This is a genomic window from Streptomyces sp. BK208, from assembly GCF_004364245.1.
GTDB lineage: Bacteria > Actinomycetota > Actinomycetes > Streptomycetales > Streptomycetaceae > Streptomyces.
On sequence record NZ_SOAV01000001.1, the window covers coordinates 489,012 to 511,986 of the forward strand.

Below are 22,975 nucleotides of genomic sequence, written 5' to 3' on the forward strand. Positions count from 1 at the left end.
GCCCGGCACATCCCTGACGGCGCCACCCGGTGCGCAGCCCTCAGCGACCGGACAGGTCGACGGCCCGCGCTCCCGGGGCGTCGGTGCGGGCGATCGACAGGGAGCCCTCCGCCGCCACTGCCGGTTCGGTGCTCCAGCGCTGGTCGTCGGAGCCGTCGTGCACCTTGACGACGACGTCGGCGTCCGGCGCCCGGGTGGTGGTGGCGAGCGCCAGCAGTTTCTGGCCGCGCGGCACCAGCTCCCCCTGCCCCGTGAGGTCGTAGCGCACGTCGTCGCCCCGCTCGGTGCCCTCGTCGGCGCAGGTACCGAGAATGACGACTCCGGCGTCCGCCCGCGAGTCCAGACACAGCCCCGGATCGGCGACGCTGCGCAGGAGCCCGTCCTCCTCGTGGGTCCACTGCTGGGTCCACGCCTGCGAGCACTTCACCACCCGGGCGGCGGCCCCGGCCCTCGGTTCCCCCCGCACGTCCAGGCACAGGTCCGCGGCGACGTTGCGCAGCCGTACGGGGTCGGCCGACGCGGGCATCCCGGCCGTGCCGGGAGGCCGGGGGCGGCTCGTCGCGGACGTCTCGCCGTCGACCGCGCTGGTGGAGGCGGCCGGGTCGGCGCCCCCGCCGTCGTAGGACCACACGCTCACCACGAGCACGACGGCCAGCACGCCGGCCGACGCGGCGCCGAACTGCCTGAGCAGTGACCGGCCCGAGCGCGGCCGTACCGGTGTCCTGCGCAGGGGTACGGGGACCCGGGCGAGCAGCCCGGGGCGCGCGCCGCGATGCCGGGCGGCGCCCTTGGCCAGCGTGCCGAGCGTCGCGCGCGCCGGGCGGGAGTCGAGATAGCGGCGTGCGCCCCAGCCGAGCACCGCCTCGGCGATCAGCGTGCCCAGCTCCCCTTCGAACTGGCCGAGCTGGTCGGCGGCATGCCGGCAGTGACGGCAGTCCGCCAGGTGCTTGCGCACATCCGGCAGCAGGGCGCCGCCCCGGCGGATCGGGACGTCGAGCAGCCGGCTGTGGAAGCGGCACTCCTGGCTCGGCGCCAGCTGCCTGTGGGCGTGCAGACATCCCTCGCGGAATTTCTCACGCGCCTGTTCGAGAGTGGCCGACGCGGTGTCGGTATCCATGCCGAGCAGACCCGCCGGGACGCTTATGGGCTCGCCTTCGACCTCCGTGTGCCACAGCAAACAACGGGCCGGTCCGGGAAGAGAGGCGAATGCCCGGGCCGCCAGCGTGCGGTTTTCCGGGGTCAGGGACTTCGCCGCCCGCATACCGCGTCCGCCGGCCGGTTTGAGCAACTGCGGCAGGATGCCGGATATCGCGTCGTCGGCGGACCACTGGCGGACCGTGTCGCGCACGGCGACCAGCAGGCGCGGACGCAGCGCGGTGGCCGGTTCGCCCTGGGCCAGACGGTCCAGCACCCGGTGCCAGGCGGCAGCGGTGACCATGGCGGCGACCTGGGACGACGTGGCGAGGCAGATGGCCGCGTAGTCGTGCGCGGGCTGCCAGTGGCGAGCCATGAGCAGCGCGGCGATCCGGGCGGCCTCGGTCTCCGGGCCGTCCCGCAGTCGGGCGGCCAGCAACTCGTCGGACTCCCCGGGACCCCCGCCGGTGGGCGGGTGGGCGGGCCGAGGGGGGTGGGGGGTGGGCACTGAGATGTTTCCTTCCCACGCGCAGGTGACTCAGAAGTTCCGAGCGCCGAAAAGGACCCACGGATTGGTGTGTACCTCTTGGACGCGGCACGGGAGGCGTGAATTCGCCACGGCGAATTCTGACCCGGCCCGTCAAAGCGCGTGCGAGACCCGGCCTTTGCCCCCCGCACGGGTGCTTCACTGTCGCACAAACCACTCATGGTCAACAAGGCGACCGGACAACATCGGCCGCCTTTGAAAGATGGTCAGAATCCCGGGCACGCCGAGAGGGCCGTACCGGCATTCCGCATTTCTCCGCGGAAGCGGCACGGCCCTCGGGTGCGGGGCGCCGGGATCAGGGCGCCGGGATCAACCGGTCATCCCTGGTCCGCCACGAAGGAGGCCATCCGGGCCAGCGCGGCGTTCCAGTTGATCGTGTGTTCGTTGGTCGACCAGGACTGGATGTCGTCGATGAAGCAGAACTGACCGACACAGCCCTGGAGTTTGCTCTGCGCGTAGGGGTCCTGGATGCTCGAGTTCGGACCGCCGGACAGGGTGCCGTCGGGCGGTGCGGGGAGCTTCGGGTCGAGCTGGTGGGCGTACCAGCGACTGTGCTGGTTGTGCGCGTTGGCCTCGCCGTACCCGGTGACGTAGGACATGTTCAGCGCGTTGCGGCCGAGGATGTAGTCCATGCTCTGGACGGCGCCGTCACGGTACTTGGAGCCACCGGTGATGTCGTAGGCGGTGGCGAGGACGACGGCGTTGTTCAGGACCTGGTGGCTGGAGCCCCAGTCGTAGACGTTGCCCGCGGGGGCGTAGGGCATGCCGTACGGGTGCGCCTTCAGCGTGGCCAGGTAGCCGTCGGCGCCCTCCACGACGGAGCGGCGGACCTTGTCCCGGCCGGGGAGGCGGCTGGGGACGGTCGCCAGGTCGAGGCGGGCGGGGGCCGCGGTGCTCGCCCAGTCGAAGCTGATCGGCCCGAAGACGTCGGCCGTGTGCACCGGGGAGTTCAGCACGTACTCCTTGAAGTCACGCTCCCCCGTAGTCAGGTACAGCTCGGCCGCGGCCCAGTAGAAGTCGTCGGCGACCTTGGCGTCGGGGTAGGCGCCGCCGCCGATGCCGTCGTTCTCGTCGGCGAGCAGGTCGGGGTGGGCGAGCGCCGCCTTCCAGGCGGTGCGGGCCGCGTCGAGCGCCTCGGCGGCGAACTCGCGGTCGTAGGGGCGGTACAGGCGGGCGGCCTGGGCGGCCGTCGCCGCCAGGTTGAGGGTCGCCGCGGTGGTCGGCGGGTGCAGCTCGCGCTTCTGCGGGTCGTCGCTCGGCAGCAGCGGCAGCCCGGTCCACTGCTCGTCGTGGATCTTGTGGTGGGCCATCCCCGCCAGCGGCTGCCCGTCCGGCACCTGCATCTTCAGCAGGAAGTCCAGCTCCCAGCGGGCCTCGTCGAGGATGTCCGGCACCTTGTTGCCGCTCTCGGGGATACGGAGCGATCCGTCGCCGAGCTTCGAGGGCTGCCCGGTGCGGGCGTGCAGCGAGCGCTCGTACGTGCTCAGCAGTTCCCAGGTGGAGATGCCGCCGTTGACCACGTACTTGCCGTGGTCGCCCGCGTCGTACCAGCCGCCGGAGACGTCCAGGGTGTAGTCGCACTCGCCGGGCCGGCAGGGCACCTCGGTGTCGCCCTGGTTCGGCGCCGTGCCGACGTGTCCGGCGGGGCGGCCGTAGCCGGGGCGGAGTTCGTCGCTGATCGCGATGCCGCTGCGCTGCGTGTAGTAGTACTTCGCGGAGTCCAGGCGCAGCCGCTCGTAGGCGGCGGTGCCGATGTCGAAGGGACGGCTGGTCTCGCCGTCGGCGACCAGCGTGTATCCCTCGCCCCGCGTCCTGTAGCGGCCGAAGTCGATCGAGTGGACGTTCTGCCCGGAGGAGGCGTCGACGCCGCGCGGCACGCTCCAGCCGTCGGCGACGACCCGTCCGGCGCCGTTCTTCAGCTGCCAGCGCAGGCGGGAGGTGGCGTCGGTGACGAGCGTGGCGTTCTTCGGTCCGGACGGCAGGTAGGCGACCTGGTTGACCCGGACCCGCGGTCCGGTGTCCGGCACGTACGGCTCGGGTGCCACACCGCCCAGCAGCGACACGTCGTCCACGCAGAACCGCCAGGCGTCGGGCGTGCCGCCGAGCTGGAAGCCGACCTGCCCCTGGGTGGTGTCGACGGGCGAGGTGAAGGTGTACGAGTAGGTGTTGCCGGAGACGCTCAGCTGCGGGCTGATCTCGTAGTAGGTGTCGTACGGGGACACCGACAGGCCGACGATCGCCCGGACCACGTGGTCGGCGGGCGTACCGGTGGCGGTGAAGGAGAACTTGTACGACTCCCCCGCCACCAGGGTGACGTCGTTCTGGCCGAGCGCCGCGTCCCAGCGGTTGGCGGTGCCGCCGGGGGCGTCGGCGCACAGCCGGCCGTCGGTCACGGCCGCGGTGACGTTGCTGCTCGTCCACCAGGAATCGGTGCCGTTGTCGAAGGTGCCGTTCCTGACCTGCTCGGTCTCCTCGGCGCCGGCCGGGGCGGCGGGCAGCGCGGTGACGGCCGCCGCCAGCAGGGCCGTCAGGGAGACGAGCGCGGTTCTGCGTCTTTTCACGTCCGGGCTCCTCGGGGGAGGTGGCGCTCGCCGGGAATGGGAGCGCTCCCAAATGCGGTCGCAGGCCATGCTTGTGGCAGACATGACACGCAGTCAACGGTCCGGACGGGACCGGTTTGCCGACCGGTCCCGTCCGGAGCGCGAGGCGGCGGCTCAGGCGGCGGGCGCCTCCAGGCGGCTGACGCGGATCGCTCCCCGCGTTTCACCGGGGTGGCGGCTGGTGAGCGTGAGGCGGACCCGGGAGCCGCGCTGCCGGTCGAAGGTGACGACGGTGGGCGCGTCGGAGGCGGTGGCCCAGTCGGTCCGCGTCCCCCGCGCCGCCCGCCAGGTGTGGCCGTCCCAGACGGCCACCTCGACGCCCGCGGGCAGGCTGTGGGCGTCGTCCACGGTGAAGGAGACCTCGATCCGGTCGTAGGCGCGGGTGCGTCCGTGGTCGACCGAGATCCAGTCCTCGGCGCGGGCTCCGTCGAAGGCGGGCAGCAGGGCGGTGGCGTCCTTGTGGAAGCCGTTGGACCAGCCGGTGGCCGGGTCTCCGTCCAGCATGGCGGCGGGCAGGGTGCCGGGCCGGCCGGAGTAGCTCGCGTCCGCGTACGGGTGGTCCGCGGGCGCCGGGTGCTCGGGGCGGAACGCGGGGGCCGGTGTGGTCGCCCGGTCCGCCGCCCGCCGGGCGCGGACCGTCGCCGTGCCGGAGCGCAGCCCCTCCGCCCGGGCCGTCACCCGGACCGTGCCCGGCCGGGTGCCGGACCGCACGATGGCCAGCGCCATGCCGTGGAAGGCGGTGCGGGTACTGGCCTGGTAGCGCTCGGCGCTCTCCTGGCGGCCGTTGTCGACACCGGCCAGTGAGCCGCCGGCGACGCCGAAGGAGATCAGGTGCTCGGCTCCGGGCACCACCACCCCGTGCCGGTCGACCACCTCGGCGGTCACGAAGACCAGGGAGCGGCCGTCCGCCGCGACGCTCTCGCGGTCCGGGGTGAGGCGCAGGGCGTGCGGCGCCTGGGCGGTGCGCAGCACGTCGGTGGCGACCGTCCTGCCGCCGCGCCGGGCGACCGCCTTCAGCTCGCCCGCCTCGAAGGGCACCCTCCAGGTCAGGTGCAGCTTGCCCGCGCTCCCGTTGGGGCTGGTGTAACTGCCGGGGTAGGGGCCGTCGGTGAAGGTCTTGTCGTCCCCGGTGGCCTCGGTGGTCTCCAGGTAGGCCCGGCCGTCGACGGTGCGCTTCCGGTCGAAGCGACGGGTGCCGAGGGACTTCCCGTTCAGGTACAGCTCCACGGTGTCCACATTGCTGTACGCCCAGACCTCGACGGTGTCGCCCGCGCGGTGGTTCCAGGTCGCCGGCAGCAGGTGGACCATCGGCTCCTCGGTCCACTGGCTGCGGAACAGGTGGTACATGTCCTTCGGGAACCCGGCCGTGTCGACCGCGCCGAAGAAGGACGCCTTCACCGGGAAGACGTCGTACGGCGTGGGCTCCCCGATGTAGTCGATGCCGGACCACAGGAACTGCCCGGCGAACCACTTGCGGTCCCGGTCCTTCTTGTGGCCGTACTCGCCGCTCATCGTCCAGGAGGCGAGGTTGTTGTCGTAGGAGGAGGTGGCCCGCCCGCCCGGTGTGTGGTTCTCGCCGGTGTTGAGGTGCTCCGGCTCCTGGTAGGTGCCGCGCGTGGAGGTCTCGGAGGACGACTCGGACTCGAAGAGGAACAGGTGCGGGTAGGCCGTGTGCAGGTCGTCCACCGACTTGGCGGTGTTGTAGTTCAGGCCGAGTCCGTCCAGCTTGGCCAGCATCAGGTCGGCCGCGGAGCCCTTGGCCGGCATCCGGCGGTACTTGTCGGAGCCGATGACCAGCGGGCGGGTGGCGTCGGCGGCGCGGACGGCGTCGATGATGCGGTCGGCCATGGCGAGTCCGGCGGTGGCGGTGGAGTCGGGGATCTCGTTGCCGATGGACCACATGACGACGGCGGGCGAGTTGCGGGCCGCGAGCACCATCTCGGTGGCGTCCCGCTCGCACCACTCGTCGAAGAACCGGCCGTAGTCGTAGCGGTTCTTGCCGGTGCGCCAGCAGTCGAAGGCCTCCACCAGCATGATGATGCCCAGTTCCTCGCAGACCTGGATCATCTCGGGCGAGGGCGGGTTGTGGGAGGTGCGGAAGGCGTTGACGCCCATCGACCGCATGAGGGTCATCTGGCGGCGGATCGCGTCGATGCTCACCGCCGCGCCGAGTGCGCCGAGGTCGTGGTGCAGGTCGACGCCCTTGATCTTGGCGTGCCTGCCGTTGAGGTGGAAGCCCTCGTCGGGGTCGACGTGGAAGGTCCGGATGCCGAACGGGGTGCGGTACGTGTCGACGGTCCGGCCGCCGACGCGCAGTTCGGTGCGCAGGGTGTAGCGGTGCGGGCTCGAGAAGTCCCACAGGCTCGGGCGCGCGACGGTGAGTTCGTGGGTCTCGGACGCCGCGTCGGCGACGTCCACCGTGGAGGCGGTGCGGGCCACGGTGCGTCCGTCGGCGTCCTCGACCGCCGACCGCACCTCGACCTCGCATCCGGCGCCCGAGGCGTTCACCACCGACGTCTCCACCCGGACGACGGCGCTGCCCTCGCTCACGCGCGGCGTGGTGACGTACGTGCCCCAGCGCCGTACGTGCACCGGTTCGGTGACGACGAGGCGGGCCTCGCGGTAGATGCCGCTGCCGGAGTACCAGCGGCTGCTGGGCAGCTGGTTGCGCACCTGGACGGCGAGGACGTTCTCGGTGCGGCCGTCGGTGTGCACCAGGCCGGTCAGGTCGAGGGCGAACCCGGTGTAGCCGTAGGGGTGGTGGCCGGCCTCCCGGCCGTTGCAGTGGACGCGGGAGTCCATGTAGACGCCGTCGAACTCGACCGAGATCCGCTTCCCGGCGAACGCGGGCGGCAGCGTGAAGGCGAGGCGGTACCAGCCGAGGCCGCCGGGCAGGAAGCCGGTTCCGCCGGTGGTGCCGTGTTCGGTGGTGGGCGTCTGCTCGATGCTCCAGTCGTGCGGGACGGCGACCTCGCGCCACGCCGAGTCGTCGTGGGCGGGATCGGCGGCGCCCGTGGTGTCCTCGGCCGCTCCGTCGGCGTCGACCAGCCGGAAGCGCCAGCCGTCGCGCAGGGCGAGCGTGCGGCGGCCCGCGGAGTCCGCGGCCCCGTCCGCGGCCCACGCCGACGGGGCGGTAAACGCCGCCCCGGCCGCGGGCGCGGCGGCGGAGGCGATCAGAACCGTTCTACGCGTGACCGACACGACGGATCTCCCTCATAGGAACTCAGCAGAAATCAACAGCACTCAGCAGAACCCAGAAACACTCACAAGCGATCGCGAACAAACAGATTCTGACGTCGCGCCCTATGCGCCCGTCAAGGGCACAGAAAGCACTTTCTGCCCTGCGTCGGAAGGGCCCGCCGCGGACTCGCGCGACGACCGGGCGCCGTGGGCCTGGTGGGTTCGGGGTCCGCGTGGGCCCCGAACCCACTAGGCTGGGAACAAGGTGACGCGGTGATCACTGTGGGTGCGCGCAATGGAGTGGCGACGATGAGTCCGGTCAACCCGTTCGACGATGCCGCCACGGCCCGCGCCGTCGTCGACGGCTCCGGCACCGTGCGGGAGTGGAACGAGGGCGCCCGCCTGCTGCTGGGCCACCCTGCCGCCGAGGTCGTGGGCCGCCCCGCCACCGGCCTCCTCGCGGACGGCCACGAGGGCACGCCGCCGGGACCCGGCGACGAGCAGTGGAGCGGCACCCTGAAGCTGCGCCACCGCGACGGGCACACCGTGCCCGTGTGGGTGCTCGCGCACCGCCGGCCCGAGGCGGACGGCGCCCCGGCCACGTGGCTCGCCGTGACCCCGCTGGAAGCCGGACCGGAACCGGAGGACGACTCACTGGTCAGGGCGGCGCTCACGCAGTCCCCCTGCGCCATGATGATCTTCGACGACCGGCTCCTGCTGCGCGGGGTCAACGACACCATGGCGCGGCTGATGGGGCTCCCGGCCGACCGGGTGCGGGGCCTGCGGGCCACCGACATCAGCGGCCGGCCGCAGAACGTGGAGCTGGAACGGCACATGAGGCGCGTGCTCGCCACCGGCCGCCGCCAGGACATGCAGGCCCGTCTCAGGGCAGTCGGCGAGAGCCGCGCCCACGCCTGGAACGCCCGGATCGCACCGCTCACCGACGCCGAGGGCCGGGTGTACGGCGTGTGCGTGAGCGCCCACGACTTCACGGAACAGCACCGCGCCCGCGAGCGGCTGCAACTGGTCAACGAGGCCAGCGTGCGCATCGGCACCACCCTCGACGTCACTCGTACGGCACAGGAGCTGGCGGACGTGTGCGTGCCCGTGCTCGCCGACTTCGTCAGCGTCGACCTGCTGGACCCGCGCGAGAACGGCGGTGAGCCCGCCGCCGTGGTCGAACCGCCGGTCGGCCTGCGCCGCACGGCGCACCGGTCGGTCACGGCCGACTGCCCGCAGGCGGTGACCGAGACCGGACGGCTGGACGTCTACCCGGCCGGCTCGCCCCAGGCCGAGTGCCTGCTCTCGGGGCAGGCGATCGTGGCCTCGGCGGCCTACGGCGACCTCGAACGCTGGCTGCAGTGGGACCCCGTCCGCCTGAAGCGGACGGAGGAGTACGGCATCCACTCCACGATGTCGGTGCCGCTCCAGGCCCGCGGCACCACGCTCGGCGTCGCGGTCTTCACCCGCTTCCGGCGTCCCGACCCGTTCACGCACGACGACGTGCTGCTGGCCGAGGAGGTCAGCGCCCGCGCCGCCGTCTGCATCGACAACGCCCGCCGCTACTCGCGCGAGCGAGAGGCGACGCTGACCCTGCAGCGCAGCCTGCTGCCCCGGTGGCTGCCGCCGACCGCCGCGGTGGAGGCGGCCTCCCGCTACCTGCCGGCGGCCCGCTCGGGCGTCGGCGGCGACTGGTTCGACGTCATCCCGCTCTCCGGGATGCGGGTCGCCATGGTCGTCGGGGACGTCGTCGGCCACGGCATCCCGGCCTCGGCCACCATGGGCCGGCTGCGCACCGCCGTGCGCACCCTCGCCGACATCGACCTGACGCCCGAGGAGTTGCTCACCCACCTCGACGACCTGGTGGTCCGGCTCTCCGAGGAGTCCGGTGACGACCGGGCGGGCGAGGTGGGCGCGACCTGTCTGTACGTGGTCTACGACCCGGTCTCGCGGCACTGCGCCATGGCCCGGGCCGGGCACCCGGCCCCGGTGCTGATCCCGCCGGACGGCCCGCCCGAGCAGGTCGAGCTGCCCTCGGGGCCGCCGCTGGGGGTGGGCGGGCTGCCGTTCGAGTCGGCCGAGATGCAGCTGCGCGAGGGCAGCGTGCTGGCGCTCTACACGGACGGGCTGGTGGAGAGCCGGGACCGGGACACCGACGCCGGCCAGGCGCTGCTGCGCGAGGCGCTGGCCGTCCCCGCCGGCTCCCTGGACGCCGCCTGCGACCGCGTCCTGCACACCCTGCTTCCCGCGGGCAGCGCCGCGGACGACGTGGCCCTGCTGCTGGCCCGGACCCGGGGGCTGCCCGCCGGCCAGGTCGCCACCTGGGACATCCCGGCCGACCCGTCGCTGGTCGCCCCGGTCCGCAAGCAGGTCCTGGAGCAACTCTCCGACTGGGGCCTGCTGGAGGCGACCTTCACCGCCGAGCTGGTGGTGAGCGAGCTGGTCACCAACGCCATCCGCTACGGCTCCCCGCCGATCCGGCTCCGGCTGATCCACGACACGGCCACCCTGATCTGCGAGGTGTCCGACACCAGTCACACCGCGCCGCACCTGCGCCGGGCCAGGACCTGGGACGAGGGCGGCCGCGGTCTGCTCCTCGTGGCCCAGCTCACCCAGCGCTGGGGCAGCCGGCACACGACGGAGGGCAAGACGATCTGGGCGGAGCTCGGGCTGCTCGACGACGAGGAGTGAGCCCTCCGCGCCTCGATGCGGAGCGCGCCCTCGTTTCCCGGGCCGCCCGGCGGGACACTCGGCAGTACGAGTCGCACGGGACGGCCGGTCGTCGCCGGGCCGTGCGCACGAGCCCGACGGGAGGGTGGAGAAGCGATGGCGAACACGTCCCAGCCACTGCACCGGACGGCCCTGCTCGCGAGCGGGGTCGCCGTGCTCGGTCTGCTGACCGCCTGCGGCAGCGAGAGCGCCACGTCGAGCGGCAGCCCCGAACCCGCCACGACCAGCCGCGGCAGCGCGGAGCCGAGCGCCGGCCCGGCGACCCCCGGGGCCACCTCCCCCACGGTCGGCGCCTCGCCCAGCGACACCGTGGGCTCGGCCTCCGCCTCGGCGCGCACCGACGGCCGCTGCCGCACCTCCGAACTGCGGGCCGCCGTCGGCCGCGTGGACCCGGGGGCCGGCCAGCGCAACTTCCCCGTCGTGCTGACCAACGCCTCGGACCGCACCTGCACGGTGTACGGCTTCCCGGGGGCCGCCTTCGTGGACGCGGCCGGCAAGCAGCTCGGCCCGGACCCCGAGCGCGCGTCCGGCTCGCCGGAGACGGTGACGCTGACGCCGGGCAGGAGCGCCTGGGCCGGACTGTCGTTCTCCAGCCCCCAGATCAGCGGCGCACACATGGCCGCTCCGGCGGCACTGCTCGTCACGCCGCCGGACGAGAGGGAGCCGCTGAAGGTGCCGTGGACGGCCGGCGAGGTCCCGGTCGGCGGCAACGCGTCCTCGGTGTCCGTCACCGCCCTGGAACCGGGCACCGGCCCCTGAGGTGCCGTGCCCCGAAGGCCCGGGACTCCGGCCCCGTGATCAGTGTCCGGCGATCGGGTGCGGCGCGTAGGAACGCTCCAGCTCCTCGGTCTCCTTCTCGGACAGCGTGAGTTCGACCGCCGCCACCGCGTCCTCGAGGTGGCCCGGCTTCGAGGCGCCGACGATGGGCGCCGTCACGGTGTCCTGGTGCAGCAGCCAGGCCAGCGCCACCTGGGCGCGCGGGACGCCGCGTTCGCCGGCGATGCGGGTGACGGCCTCGACCACCGCACGGTCGCCCTCCTGGTAGAGGGTGCTGCCGAAGTCGTCGGTGGCGCTGCGCTCGGTGGCCGTGTCCCAGTCCCGGGTGAGGCGACCGCGGGCGAGCGGGCTCCAGGGCAGCACGCCGACGCCCTGGTCCGCGCAGAGGGGCAGCATCTCCCGCTCCTCCTCGCGGTAGACGAGGTTGTAGTGGTTCTGCATGGACACGAACTTCGTCCAGCCGTGCCGCTCGGCGGTGTACTGCATCTTGGAGAACTGCCAGGCGTACATCGAACTGGCCCCGATGTAGCGGACCTTGCCCGCCCTGACCAGGTCGTGCAGCGCCTCCATCGTCTCCTCGACCGGGGTGTGCGGGTCGAAGCGGTGGATCTGGTAGAGGTCGACGTAGTCGGTGCCCAGGCGGCGCAGGCTGTGCTCGATCTCGGTCATGATCGCCTTGCGGGACAGCCCGGCGCCGTTCGGACCGGGCCGCATCCGCCCGTTCACCTTGGTCGCGAGCACGATGTCGTCCCGGCGGGCGAAGTCACCGAGCGCCTTGCCGACGATCTCCTCGCTGGTGCCGTCGGAGTAGACGTTGGCCGTGTCGAAGAAGGTGATCCCGGCCTCCAGCGCCTGCCGGATCAGCGGACGCGATGCCTCCTCGTCGAGGGTCCACTCGTGCGTGCCGCGGCCGGGAACTCCGTAGGTCATGCAGCCCAGGCAGATCCGCGACACGTCCAGACCCGTCGCACCGAGCTTCACGTACTGCATCGTTGCTGCTCCTGTCTTCGCCGGTCATCGGTGACAGGGCGAGCGTACGTCTTCGTGCGGGCTCGAACTCCGTCCGGATCAGCGCCGCTCGTCGAGCAGGTCCAGGGCGCGTTCCCAGCCGAACCCGGGCCGGCCGCCGTCCTGGCCCGTGTCCCCGGTGTACGGGTCGCCGAAGCGCACGCCCATCCCGCGCAGCCGGGCCAGGCTCTCCCGGTACGCGGGGTGCGAGGCCAGCGCGTCGGACACGCAGGGCAGGACGGCGACGGGGACGCCCAGACCGCTCGCCTCGCACAGGGTGGCCACGGCGAGGGTGTCGGCCAGGCCCGCGGCCCACTTGTTGATCGTGTTGAAGGTGGCGGGCGCGACCACGACGGCGTCGGGCGGCGGGAAGGGCCGCGGATCGGCCGGCGTGCGCCAGGCCGAGCGGATCGGCCGGCCGGTCCGCTCCTCGACGGCCGCCGTGTCGAAGAAGCCGTTCATGGCGACCGGGGTCGCCATGACCCCCACCTCCCACCCGCGTCCCCGCGCGGCGTCGATCAGCCCGCCGACGCCGTCGGCGACGCCCGCGGCACAGACGACGACGTAGAGGAAGGGCCTCGCGGCCGCGTCGGTTCCAGCCTGTTCGCTCACCCCGGAACCCTACTGGGCGGGCGTCCGGCGGGGGCGGGCACGGGTGCCGGGGTCAGCCCACCCGTTCCGAGACGGTGATCGCGCCCACCGGGCACGCACGGGCCGCCTCCCGCACCAGCGCGCTGCCGCCGCCGTCCTCCCGGCCGGGCCGCAGGGTGCTGTAGCCGTCGTCGTCCTGGGTGAAGACGTCGGGGGCGGTGAGGGCGCACTGGCCCGCGCCGACGCAGGTGTCCTTGTCGATGCCGATACGCATGTCCGTACCCTCCTACCAGGTCACGGGGAGTTCCAGCATCCCCTGGACGGTGTCGCCGGGTTTGAAGGGGATCTCGTCCGCCGGGGCGGCGAGGCGCAGCGTGGGCAGCCGTTCGAAGAGGGTGCGCAGGGCGATCTCCATCTCGGCACGGGCCAGGTTCTGGCCCAGGCACTGGTGGATGCCGAAGCCGAAGGCGACGTGGTGGCGGGCGGGACGGTGCCAGTCGAGGGCGTCCGGTTCGGGGTAGACGGACGCGTCGCGGTTGATGACGGAGGTCGAGAAGACGACCCCGTCGCCGGCCCGGATGGTCTGCCCGTCCACCTCGATGTCGTCGGTGGCCATCCGCAGCAGCCCGTCCGCGATCGACAGGACGCGCATCAGCTCCTCCACGGCGCCGGGCAGCAGGGCGGGATCCGCTTGCAGTTCGGCCAGCCGCCCGGGGTTGGTCAGGAGGGTGTAGGTGCCCAGCGAGATCATGTTGGCGGTCGTCTCGTGTCCCGCGACCAGCAGGATCACCGCGAACGCGATCAGCTGCCCGCGGTCGAGCGTGCCCTCGCTCAACTGCCGCCGGACCAGGTCGTCCAGGAGTCCCTCGCCGGGTGCGACCCGTTTGCGGTCGATCAACTCCCCCAGGTACGCCTCCAGTCGCTCGCGAGCGTCCTGGGTGTCGGCGGGCAGGGGGCCGCGCAGCAGGCGGCGGGACTGCTCCTCGAAGAAGTCGTGGTCTGCGTAGGGCACTCCGAGCAGCGCGCAGATCACCGTCGAGGGCACGGGCAGCGCGAAGTCCCTGACCAGCTCCGCGGGCGGGCCCTGCGCGGTCATCGCGTCGATCCGTTCGTCGACGATCCGCTGGATACTCGGGCGCAGTGCCGCGGCGCGTTTGAGGGTGAACTCCGGCAGCACCATCTTGCGCTGGGTGCGGTGCTCGGGGTCGTCGACCCCCAGCAGGGCGGTCCTGCGTCCGCGGACCGCGGCCAGACGCGCGGAGGTGGCGGGGAAGCCGTCGCGGGTGCGGTCGGCCGACAGGCGCGGGTCGGCCAGCAGCCGGCGTGCGGCGGCGTGGCCGGTCACCAGCCAGGCCTGACGTCCGTCGTAGAGCGTGACCCGGGCCAACGGCCGGGCGGCGCGCAGCGGGTCGTAGGCGGCGGGCGGGTGGTAGGGACAGGTCCGGTCCTGCGGGAAGGCGACGGGGTCCGCCGTGTCCTCGCCCGTCGCCTTGGTGGTGCCGGTCGTCGTGTCGGTGTCCGTCATGGAAGACCTCGCAGACGAAGAGTGCGTCGTACCGATCTTCATTAGATGCCTTGGGCATCTACAGGGGGACGGCAAGTTCGGCCAGATCGGTGGCGTGGGCAGACTGGCCGGGGATCACCGGTCCGTGGCGGCTGGACCCGTCCGCGGGGGCCGGGGCCGCGGCGCGAGTGGCGCGAACCGGCCCTCCGGCGGCCCCGGCCGTGCCCCGTGACTGGCCGAGCCGGACGGGGTGGCGCGCCGGCGGCCGGAGTTGCTCCGTCCGGATGTCCGCGCCGCCGTGGGGTACGCGGGGCGGGATGCGGTAAGGATGGTTGCGGGCCGGTGTCGGTGTCCACCGCCTCGGCCCGCCCCGGCCACGACGACACACGGACGGAGACACATGCCTCTTGACGGCGAGTACGAGCCCAGCCCCACGCAGTGGGTGCGCGAACAGGTCGAGCTGTACGAGAGTTCGGGCGGCACCGAGGGGACGACCCTGCTCGACACGGGCCTGCCCGTGATCGTGCTGACCACGCGGGGAGCGCGGAGCGGCAAGGTGCGCAAGACGCCGCTGATGCGCGTGGAGCACGAGGGCCGCTACGCGGTGGTCGCCTCCCTCGGTGGGGCTCCCAAGCACCCGGTCTGGTACTTCAACGTGATCGCCGACCCCCGGGTGGAGCTCCAGGACGGGCCGGTGAAGCAGGACATGACGGCCCGTGAGGTCACCGGAGCGGAGAAGGCCGAGTGGTGGGAGCGCGCGGTCGCGGCGTTCCCGCAGTACGCCGACTACCAGGAGAAGACCGACCGGGAGATCCCGGTCTTCGTCCTGGAGCCGTCCGGCGCGAGCTGAGCCGGGTGGGCGGAGGTTTCCCGATCACCGTGAATGAACCGGCGCCCGCCGGGCAGACGCCGGTCAGGCCCCGCCGCGTTCCCCCGTCGCGGCGGGGCCTTCCGCTGCCGCCGCCGGACTGCCGGCCGCCTCCCGCTCGCTGCGGTCCGTGACGTCGAGGAAGACCTCCCCCGCCTCAGGGACGGTGCGCGTGATCGACCTCTTGATGCGCACGGAGACCTCCTCCACCCGCTCACTGTCCAGGCCCGGCACGAGGTCGACGCGGGCGGCCACCAGGGTGGAGTCGAGTCCGGTCTTCATCGTGAACAGCGCCTCGACGCTGTCGATCTCCGGCTGGGCCCGCAGCAGCGCCCGGATCCGGCCGCTGGCCTCGGCGTCTGCGGCCTCGCCGATCAGCTGGTCGCGGGCCTCGCGGCCCAGTCGGTAGGCCACGTAGACGAGCAGGCCGCCGATCGCGAGCGAGGCGCAGGCCTCCCACACCACCTGCCCGGTGACCATGTGGAGCGCCATGCCGGCCATGGCGAAACTGACGCCGAGCACCGCGGTGCCGTCCTCGGCGACGACCGTGCGCAGCGCCGGGTCGCGCAGCCCGTCGGCGAGCCCGCCCTGGCCCCGCACCTGGTGCAGCGCCCGCAGCAGGGACGCGCCCTCGGCCAGGAAGGCGATGCCGAGCACGACGAGTCCGGCCACGTAGCCGCTGAGGCTCTCCTCCGCTCCGTTGCGCAGGGCTTCGACGCCCTGGAAGAAGGAGAAGCAGCCACCCATGACGAAGATGCCGACGGCCGCGAGGAGCGACCAGAAGAAGCGTTCCTTGCCGTAACCGAAGGGATGCTTCCGGTCGGCGGGGCGGCGGCTCCGGCGCAGCGCGGCGAGCAGGAAGATCTCGTTCAGACTGTCCGCGACCGAGTGGGCCGCCTCCGACAGCAGTGCGGGCGATCCCGCGACGAACCCGCCGATCGCCTTGGCGACGGCGATCACCAGGTTGGCCGCCAGGGCCACGAGCACGGTCACGCGTGTCTTGCGGTCGGCCTTCCGGCCGGGCTGCTTCTCTTCTCCGTCTGTCCCAGTCACGAAGCCCCGACTGCCCCCTGCCGGGGCGGCTCACACCCACCTGGCGGAGGGCCACCAGTGCCGACGGGCGAAAACGGGGAACGCCTCTACAAGGCACCGGTGCGCGGGCATACGGATCCACGGATCCGGACACACAGGCACTCGGACGACTCGAACGCGGGAAGGCAGGCAGGGTCATGAGCGGTGACGGCGGGACGCCCGGCAACAGCGGCTACGGAACGAAGGCGTTCAAGCGGTCCCGGAGCCACTTCGCGGACCGGATCACGGCGGACGGCCGGGACGGCTGGCCGGTGGAGGCCGGCCGCTACCGGCTGGTGGTGAGCCGCGCCTGCCCGTGGGCGAGCCGGGCCCTGGTCTCCCGGCGGCTGCTCGGCCTGGAGGACGCCCTGTCCCTGGCGGTCGCCGACCCGGTCCAGGACGACCGCAGCTGGCGGTTCACCCTGGACCCGGACGGCCGGGACCCCGTCCTCGGCATCCGCTACCTCAGCGAGGCCTACGACCGCCGGGAGACCGGCTACCCGGGCGGGGTGAGCGTGCCGGCCGTCGTGGACGTGCCGAGCGGGGCCCTCGTCACCAACGACTACCAGCAGATCACACTCGACCTGGCGACCGAGTGGACCGCTCTGCACCGGCCGGGCGCGCCCGACCTGTACCCGCAGGCGCTGCGCGACGAGATCGACGAGGTGATGGCCGGGATCTACGAGGACGTCAACAACGGTGTGTACCGGGCGGGCTTCGCCACCGGGCAGGAGGAGTACGAGGCCGCGTGCGCGGGGGTGTTCCGGCGGCTGGAGCAGCTGACGCCCCGGCTGGAACGGCAGCGCTACCTGGTCGGTGACACGATCACGGAGGCGGACATCCGGCTGTTCACGACGCTGGTGCGCTTCGACGCGGTCTACCACGGCCACTTCAAGTGCAACCGCTGGAAGCTGACCGAGAACCCGGTGCTGTGGGGGTACGTCCGAGACCTGTTCCAGACGCCCGGGTTCGGGGACACGGTCGACTTCGACCACATCAAACGCCACTACTACCAGGTGCACACCGGCATCAACCCGACCGGCATCGTGCCCCTGGGCCCGGACCTGGCCGGCTGGCTCACCCCCCACCACCGTCAGGAACTGGGCGGGCGCCCGTTCGGCGACGGCACCCCGCCGGGGCCCGTCCGGGCCGGCGAGGAGGTACCGGTGCGGGGCAGGCCCTGACCCGGTTCGCGTACGACCATTCAGCTGATACGAGGCAAGGAGATGCCCATGGCGAAGACGAAGAAGAAGAAGAAGCTCCCCCTCGCCTACAAGCCCGTCGGGTTCGCGCTCGGCTGGCTCGGCGGCACGGTGGCGGGGATGGCCTTCCAGAAGACCTGGAAGGTGCTCCGGCACGAGGACGACGCGCCCGACGCCCTGGACCAGGACCGCGGCTGGGGCGAGATCCTCCTGGCCGCGGCCATCCAGGGCGCCATCTTCGCCGCGGTGCGCAGCGCCGTGGACCGCACGGGCGCCAAGGCCATCGAGCGCTCCACCGGCGTCTGGCCGGTCGGTGACAAGGGCGGCCGGGACTGACTCCCCCGAGGGTGCCGTTCGGATCTCGCCGGGGCCGCCGGGCACCGCGGCCCGCGGCCGGCTGATCCGAACGGCACCCCTCAGCCCTGTTTGGGTGCCGTCGGGGCGAGCGTCCGCAGGGTGAAGGAGTGGCCTGCCGGATCCGAGTAGCCGCGCTCCTCGTGCGGACCCGCCGGGTCCTTCGCCTCCACCGGGCGCCCGCCCAGCCCCACGATCGCGCGCTCGGTCTCGTCCAGGTCCGACACCACGAAGTCCAGGTGGACCTGGAGCGAGTTCTCCGGGCGCGGCCAGCTCGGCGGGGTGGCGTTCACGTCCCGCCGGAAGGCCATGCGGAAGCCGCGGGGGCCCTCGATCTCGATCCGGTTGGCGCTCGCGTCGCTCTCCTCGGCGCCCAGCAGGCCCTTGTAGAACTCGGCGAGCCGCTCGGGTTCGGCGCAGTCGAGCACCACGACGCCCGCGTTGACCAGTGCCATGTCTCCTCCGAAGGATTCCGGGTCCGGAGCGCCGTGCCCCGTGCCCTGTACCTTGCGGATATCCCCGCCCGGCCGAATCAGTCGGCGGTCAACGGGAGGCGGTCACGCGCCGGTTCGCGTTCGCCGCCGCGGTACGGGCGGATCCGGGCCGGTCGTCCCGGCGGCGCCCGGCCCGGCGTGGCGGCCGGTGCCGGGACCGGCCGGCGCCGATGGTGCCACGTTGCGTGGGGCCCGGCTCGATCGCGTCGCCCCGCGGTGCCGAGGGACGCCGGGAATGGCACGATCACCTCGGGGGTTGCAGACCGTGTCGCCCGTCCCCTCCCGAAGTGCGAGGTCCCGATGAACACCATGCGCGCCATCAGCCAGGACGTCCTCGGCGGTCCCGAGGTTCTCAAGGAGGTACGGCCGGCCCGCCCCGAACCACGCCCGAACGAGGTCCTGGTGCGGGTGCGCGCCGCCGGGGTGAACCCGACGGACTGGAAGCACCGGGCGACCGGCGCCTTCCTCGGCGAGCCGCCCTTCGTACTGGGCTGGGACGTGTCCGGCGTGGTGGAGGCGGTGGGGATCGGCGTCGCCGCGTTCCGGCCGGGCGACGAGGTCTTCGGCATGCTGTCCTACCCCTTCGGCCACGGTTCCCACGCGGAGTACGTCACCGCCCCGGCGCGCACCTTCGCCCACAAGCCGACCGGAATCGACCACGTCCAGGCGGGCGCCCTGCCGCTGGTCTCGCTGACGGCGTGGCAGGCCCTGGTGGAGCGCGCGGAGCTGCAGCCGGGGCAGCGCGTGCTCGTCCACGCGGCGGCCGGCGGGGTGGGCCATGTGGCGGTGCAGATCGCCAAGGCCCGGGGGGCGTACGTGATCGGCACGGCCAGTGCGGGCAAGCACGAGTTCCTGCGCTCCCTGGGAGCGGACGAGACCGTGGACTACCGGGAGACGGACTTCGCCCGGGCCGTGAAGGACGTCGACGTCGTCCTGGACACGATCGGCGGGGACACGTCCCTGCGGTCGCTGCGTGTGCTGCGGCCGGGCGGCGTCGTGGTGTCGATCCTGCCGGTCGGGTCGGACGAGTTCTTCGAGGAGGCCGACCGGCTGGGTGTCCGGGCGGTGCGGATGCTGGTGGACGCCGACCGGGCCGGCATGGAGGAGATCGCCCGCCTGGTCGAGTCGGGGAAGCTGCGCGCCACGATCGCGCAGACGTTCCCGCTGGCGGAGGCGGCGCGGGCGCACGCACAGGGCGAGACCGGCCGGACGACGGGCAAGCTCGTCCTCGTGGTCGACTGACCCGGGGCGCGGGTCGCTCCCTTCCGACGGGTCCCGCCGGGGCTCCGCTCGTCGCCCGGGCGACCCCGGCGACGGGTCGGCGAGATTTCGATGACATATGTCAATCGAACATGCTCAAACTCGCTCGATCGGGGTAACTTTCCGAGCGAGCTGGGTAGTTGAGCCCCCGAAAGCAGGCCGGAAGGGCCCGCGACAGGCTGGAGGCAAGGTTCGTGCGGCAGAAATCCGGGTCGCCCACCCGGCACCTGCGGGTGCGCCACTACCAGGGGCACACGGTCCTTGAGTTCCGGGGCGAGATCGACATCGCCTCGGCGGCGGAGATCGTCCCGCACCTGGACCGGGAGACGGCACGCCCCGGCGCCCGGATCGTGCTGGACCTCGGCGGCATCGAGTTCTTCGACTGCTCGGGGCTGCGCCTGCTGTACCGGGCCCGCAGCCAGGTGCTGGACCAGGGCGGGCAGGTGCTCCTGGTGTGCGCCCACCCGCTGACCCTGCGCATGCTGCGGATCACCGGCCTGGCACGGCTGCTGCCGCCCCGGCCGACCCTCGACGAGGCCCTCGACGTCAGCCCGCCGGCCGGGCCTCGAACAGGGCGCTGACCGACTCGCCGTTGTGGATCCGGCGTACGGCCTCGGCGAGCGCCGGGGCGATCGACAGGATCCGCAGCTTGTCCGTGTGGTGGTCCACCGGCACCGGCACGGTGTTGGTGCACACGATCTCCAGCACGTCCGGCTGCTCGCTGAGCCGCCCCAGCGCACCGGCCGCGAACAGCCCGTGCGTGCAGGCGAGGCGGATGCTGCGCGGGCCCGACTCCCGCAGCCGGTCGAGCAGTTCCAGCACCGTGCTGCCCTTGGCGATCTCGTCGTCGAGCACGATCACGTCCCGTCCCGCGACCTCCCCGATCACCGCGCTGATGCTGACCCGGTCGTCCGCGTACCGCTGTTTGGCCCCGGCCGCCACCTGGGCGCCGAGCATCCGGGCGAACGCGGCGGCCTCCTTGGCGTTGCCCAGGTCCGGTGAGACGACGGTCGCGCGGGAGAGGTCGTACCGCCTGAAGTGCGCGGCCAGTTCCCGCAGCGCGTGCAGGTGGTCGACCGGGACCGAGAAGAAACCGTGCACCTGGGGCGAGTGCAGGGTCATGGCGAGGACCCGGCTCGCGCCCGCGGCCACCAGCAGGTCGGCCACCAGGCGGCCGCCCAGCGAGATCCGCGGGGCGTCCTTCTTGTCGGAGCGGGCGTAGGAGTAGTGCGGCATGACCACGGTGATGCGGCCGGCCGACGCCCCGCGGGCCGCGTCGCACATCAGCAGCAGCTCGACGAGGTGTTCCTGCACCGGCTCGACCAGCGGCTGGACGAGGAACACGTCCCGCTCGCGGCAGTTGGCCATCAGCTGCACTTCCAGGCAGTCGTTGGCGAACCGGCTGACCCGGGTGGGGCTGAGCGGCACGCCCAGCTGGGCGCAGACCTCCTCGGCCAGCTCGGGGTGGGCACTACCGCTGAACACGGCGATGTCTCGCACGGACCGCTCCTCGCGTGATCCTGTCCGGCCGGGACCCTCAGCTTACGGAAATCCCGTTGCGCCGCTCCCGGGGCCCCGCGCCATGATGATCCCCGTCCGTGTCTCTCCCCCGCTTCCCTCACGTCAGGACACCTCGCATGCGCCGACTCCTCGGAACCCCCCAGTGCCCCTTCCGGCCCACGGCTTTCGAGGACTCCTCCACGCATGCGCACCCTGAACATCGGCATCCTGGCCCACGTCGACGCGGGTAAGACCAGCCTCACCGAACGGCTGCTCTTCGACCACGGCGCCGTCGGCCGGCTCGGCAGCGTCGACGCCGGCGACACCCGTACCGACGACGGCGCCATCGAGCGCCGCCGCGGCATCACCATCCGCTCGGCCGTCGCCTGCTTCGACGTCGGCGACAGGCGGGTCAACCTGATCGACACGCCGGGACACTCCGACTTCGTCGCGGAGGTCGAGCGCGCCCTGGAGGTGCTCGACGGCGCGGTGCTGCTGCTGTCGGCCGTGGAGGGCGTACAGGCGCGGACCCGCGTCCTGATGCGCACCCTGCGGCGGCTGCGGATGCCCACTCTGCTCTTCGTCAACAAGATCGACCGTGCCGGGGCGCGCCCCGACGGCCTGCTCGACGACGTCCGGCGCCTGCTGACGCCGCACGTCGCCCCGCTGACCGAGGTGACGGGCGCGGGCACCCCGCACGCCCGGGTCACCCGCCGCCCACCGGACGGGCGGACCGCCGAGGCGCTCGCCGAGGTCGATCCGGACGTCCTGGCCGCCCTGGTGGACGGCCCCCCGCCGACCGCCAAGGACCTGGCCGGGGCACTGGCCGCCCGTACCGCCGACGGCTCGTTCCATCCGCTGTACCACGGCTCCGCGCTCGGCGGCCAGGGCGTCGCGGAGCTGGTCGAGGGCCTGGTGCGGACGGTGCCGGGCACCGCGCCCGGCGCGGACGGCACCGCCGAACCGCGCGGCACCGTCTTCGCCGTACGCCCAGGACCCGCCGGTGAGCGCACCGCGTACCTGAGGCTGTTCGACGGTGAGGTGCGTCCGCGTCGGCGGCTCACCTTCCTGCGGCGCGGGTCCGACGGGCGGACCACCGAGGTCGGCGGCCGGGTGACCCGCCTCGACGTGGTCGGCGGGGACCCCACACTCACCGCGGGGAACATCGCCGCGCTCACCTTCCCCGGGGGCCTGCGGGTCGGTGACCGGCTCGGTGAGCCGGCCGGCCGGGCACCGCAGTTCGCGCCGCCGACCCTGCGGACGGTGGTCCGGGCGGTACGGCCGGAGCAGGCCGCGCCGCTGCGCTCGGCGCTGCTCGCGCTGGCCGACCAGGACCCGTTGCTGCACGCCCGCCCGGCGGCGTCCGGCGCCACCGCGCTGCTCCTGTACGGCGAGGTCCAGATGGAGGTGCTCGCCGCGACGCTGGCCGAGGAGTTCGGCATCGAGGCGGAGTTCGCACCGGGCCGTGTCCGGTTCCTGGAGCGCCCGGCCGGTACCGGCGAGGCCGCAGAGGAGATGCCGTGGCTGGACCGCACCCGCTACTGGGCGACGATCGGGCTGCGCGTGGAGCCGGGGCCGCGCGGCTCCGGCGGGGTGTTCACCCACGAGACGGAACTCGGCGCGCTGCCCCGCGCCTTCCACCAGGCGATCGAGGAGACGGTCCACGCCACACTGCTGACCGGACTGACCGGGGCCGCGGTCACCGACTACCGGGTGACGCTGGTCCGCTCCGGCTTCTCCTCGCCGGTCAGCACCGCCGCCGACTTCCGCGGGCTGACCCGGATCGTGCTGCGCCGCGCCCTCACCCGGGCGGGGACCGTGCTGTACGAGCCCTGCCTGGCCTTCGAGGCCGAGGTCCCGCCGGACGCGCTGGCGGCCGTGACGGCCCTGCTGGGTACCCTCGGCGCCGACTTCACCGGCACGACGGGCGGCGACCCGGCCTGGATCGTCACCGGCGAGCTGCCGGCCCGGCGGGCGCGGGAGGCCGAGTTGCGGCTGCCCGGGCTCACGCGCGGGGAGGCCGTCTGGTCGACGCGGCCCTGCGCCGACCGGCGTCTCGGGGCCGGGCGCTGAGCCGACCGGTGTCTCGGGGCCGGGCCCTGCGCCGACCGGCCGTCTCGGGGCCGGGCGCTGAGCCGCCGCACGCCCCGCGGCC

Annotated in this window: 18 protein-coding genes; 8 read left to right on the plus strand and 10 right to left on the minus strand. The window is 73.2% G+C overall.

Annotated elements, in window-relative coordinates:
- Window positions 1-40: 40 nt before the first annotated feature.
- The 3 genes from EV562_RS02315 to EV562_RS02325 all read right to left on the minus strand — a co-directional run bounded on the left by EV562_RS02315 (window position 41) and on the right by EV562_RS02325 (window position 7,482).
- The gene (locus tag EV562_RS02315) at window positions 41-1,642 is read right to left on the minus strand and encodes an RICIN domain-containing protein (protein ID WP_133884929.1); all 1,602 of its coding nucleotides are present in this window, start codon (window positions 1,640-1,642) and stop codon (window positions 41-43) included.
- A gap of 356 nt (window positions 1,643-1,998) precedes the next feature.
- Window positions 1,999-4,242 (minus strand): cellulase, encoded by a 2,244-nt coding sequence (locus EV562_RS02320; protein ID WP_133884930.1) that lies wholly within the window; start codon window positions 4,240-4,242, stop codon window positions 1,999-2,001.
- A gap of 153 nt (window positions 4,243-4,395) precedes the next feature.
- On the minus strand, window positions 4,396-7,482 hold the full coding sequence (locus EV562_RS02325; RefSeq protein WP_133884931.1) for a glycoside hydrolase family 2 TIM barrel-domain containing protein: 3,087 nt from the start codon (window positions 7,480-7,482) through the stop codon (window positions 4,396-4,398).
- Between the two features lie 288 nt (window positions 7,483-7,770).
- On the opposite strand from EV562_RS02325, the gene EV562_RS02330 reads away from it, so the two are divergent.
- Entirely contained in the window at window positions 7,771-10,152 is a 2,382-nt protein-coding gene (locus EV562_RS02330) for a SpoIIE family protein phosphatase (protein WP_166661532.1), read from the plus strand.
- Between the two features lie 135 nt (window positions 10,153-10,287).
- Entirely contained in the window at window positions 10,288-10,950 is a 663-nt protein-coding gene (locus tag EV562_RS02335; RefSeq protein WP_133884933.1) for a DUF4232 domain-containing protein, read from the plus strand.
- Window positions 10,951-10,989: 39 nt separating this feature from the next.
- Here EV562_RS02335 and EV562_RS02340 read toward each other — a convergent pair whose 3' ends face one another.
- The 4 genes from EV562_RS02340 to EV562_RS02355 form a co-directional block, all read right to left on the minus strand.
- Window positions 10,990-11,958 carry an aldo/keto reductase gene (locus EV562_RS02340; protein WP_133884934.1) on the minus strand — a complete coding sequence of 323 codons (969 nt, stop codon included), beginning with the start codon at window positions 11,956-11,958 and terminating at the stop codon, window positions 10,990-10,992.
- Between the two features lie 78 nt (window positions 11,959-12,036).
- On the minus strand, window positions 12,037-12,588 hold the full coding sequence (locus EV562_RS02345) for a flavoprotein (protein WP_133884935.1): 552 nt from the start codon (window positions 12,586-12,588) through the stop codon (window positions 12,037-12,039).
- 52 nt (window positions 12,589-12,640) lie between these two features.
- Window positions 12,641-12,841, minus strand: coding sequence for a ferredoxin (locus EV562_RS02350; RefSeq protein WP_133884936.1), 201 nt, complete (start codon window positions 12,839-12,841; stop codon window positions 12,641-12,643).
- A 12-nt stretch (window positions 12,842-12,853) separates the two neighbouring features.
- Window positions 12,854-14,092 (minus strand): cytochrome P450, encoded by a 1,239-nt coding sequence (locus EV562_RS02355; RefSeq protein WP_133884937.1) that lies wholly within the window; start codon window positions 14,090-14,092, stop codon window positions 12,854-12,856.
- 379 nt (window positions 14,093-14,471) lie between these two features.
- Between EV562_RS02355 and EV562_RS02360 the strand changes: the two genes are divergently transcribed.
- Window positions 14,472-14,921 carry a nitroreductase family deazaflavin-dependent oxidoreductase gene (locus EV562_RS02360; protein WP_133884938.1) on the plus strand — a complete coding sequence of 150 codons (450 nt, stop codon included), beginning with the start codon at window positions 14,472-14,474 and terminating at the stop codon, window positions 14,919-14,921.
- A 63-nt stretch (window positions 14,922-14,984) separates the two neighbouring features.
- Here EV562_RS02360 and EV562_RS02365 read toward each other — a convergent pair whose 3' ends face one another.
- Complete coding sequence (locus tag EV562_RS02365; RefSeq protein ID WP_133884939.1) at window positions 14,985-15,992, minus strand: cation diffusion facilitator family transporter; 1,008 nt, start codon at window positions 15,990-15,992, stop codon at window positions 14,985-14,987.
- A gap of 176 nt (window positions 15,993-16,168) precedes the next feature.
- On the opposite strand from EV562_RS02365, the gene EV562_RS02370 reads away from it, so the two are divergent.
- Both EV562_RS02370 and EV562_RS02375 read left to right on the plus strand, forming a co-directional pair.
- A complete protein-coding gene (locus EV562_RS02370; protein WP_133884940.1) occupies window positions 16,169-17,194 on the plus strand; it encodes a glutathione S-transferase C-terminal domain-containing protein in 1,026 nt (341 codons plus the stop codon).
- 48 nt (window positions 17,195-17,242) lie between these two features.
- Complete coding sequence (locus EV562_RS02375; RefSeq protein ID WP_133884941.1) at window positions 17,243-17,548, plus strand: DUF4235 domain-containing protein; 306 nt, start codon at window positions 17,243-17,245, stop codon at window positions 17,546-17,548.
- 80 nt (window positions 17,549-17,628) lie between these two features.
- Here the strand turns inward: EV562_RS02375 and EV562_RS02380 are convergent, their stop codons facing one another.
- Entirely contained in the window at window positions 17,629-18,021 is a 393-nt protein-coding gene (locus EV562_RS02380; protein WP_133884942.1) for a VOC family protein, read from the minus strand.
- A 339-nt stretch (window positions 18,022-18,360) separates the two neighbouring features.
- Between EV562_RS02380 and EV562_RS02385 the strand changes: the two genes are divergently transcribed.
- Window positions 18,361-19,302 carry an NADP-dependent oxidoreductase gene (locus EV562_RS02385; protein ID WP_133884943.1) on the plus strand — a complete coding sequence of 314 codons (942 nt, stop codon included), beginning with the start codon at window positions 18,361-18,363 and terminating at the stop codon, window positions 19,300-19,302.
- Window positions 19,303-19,514: 212 nt separating this feature from the next.
- Entirely contained in the window at window positions 19,515-19,901 is a 387-nt protein-coding gene (locus EV562_RS02390) for an anti-sigma factor antagonist (RefSeq protein ID WP_133884944.1), read from the plus strand.
- Here EV562_RS02390 and EV562_RS02395 read toward each other — a convergent pair.
- Window positions 19,867-20,820 (minus strand): ribose-phosphate pyrophosphokinase, encoded by a 954-nt coding sequence (locus EV562_RS02395; RefSeq protein ID WP_133884945.1) that lies wholly within the window; start codon window positions 20,818-20,820, stop codon window positions 19,867-19,869. The two genes, EV562_RS02390 and EV562_RS02395, sit on opposite strands and share 35 nt — an antisense overlap.
- Window positions 20,821-21,024: 204 nt before the next feature.
- Here EV562_RS02395 and otr(A) point away from each other — a divergent pair, with 204 nt between their 5' ends.
- The gene (gene otr(A) / locus EV562_RS02400; RefSeq protein WP_133884946.1) at window positions 21,025-22,893 is read left to right on the plus strand and encodes a tetracycline resistance ribosomal protection protein Otr(A); all 1,869 of its coding nucleotides are present in this window, start codon (window positions 21,025-21,027) and stop codon (window positions 22,891-22,893) included.
- The last annotated feature ends 82 nt before the right edge of the window (window positions 22,894-22,975 follow it).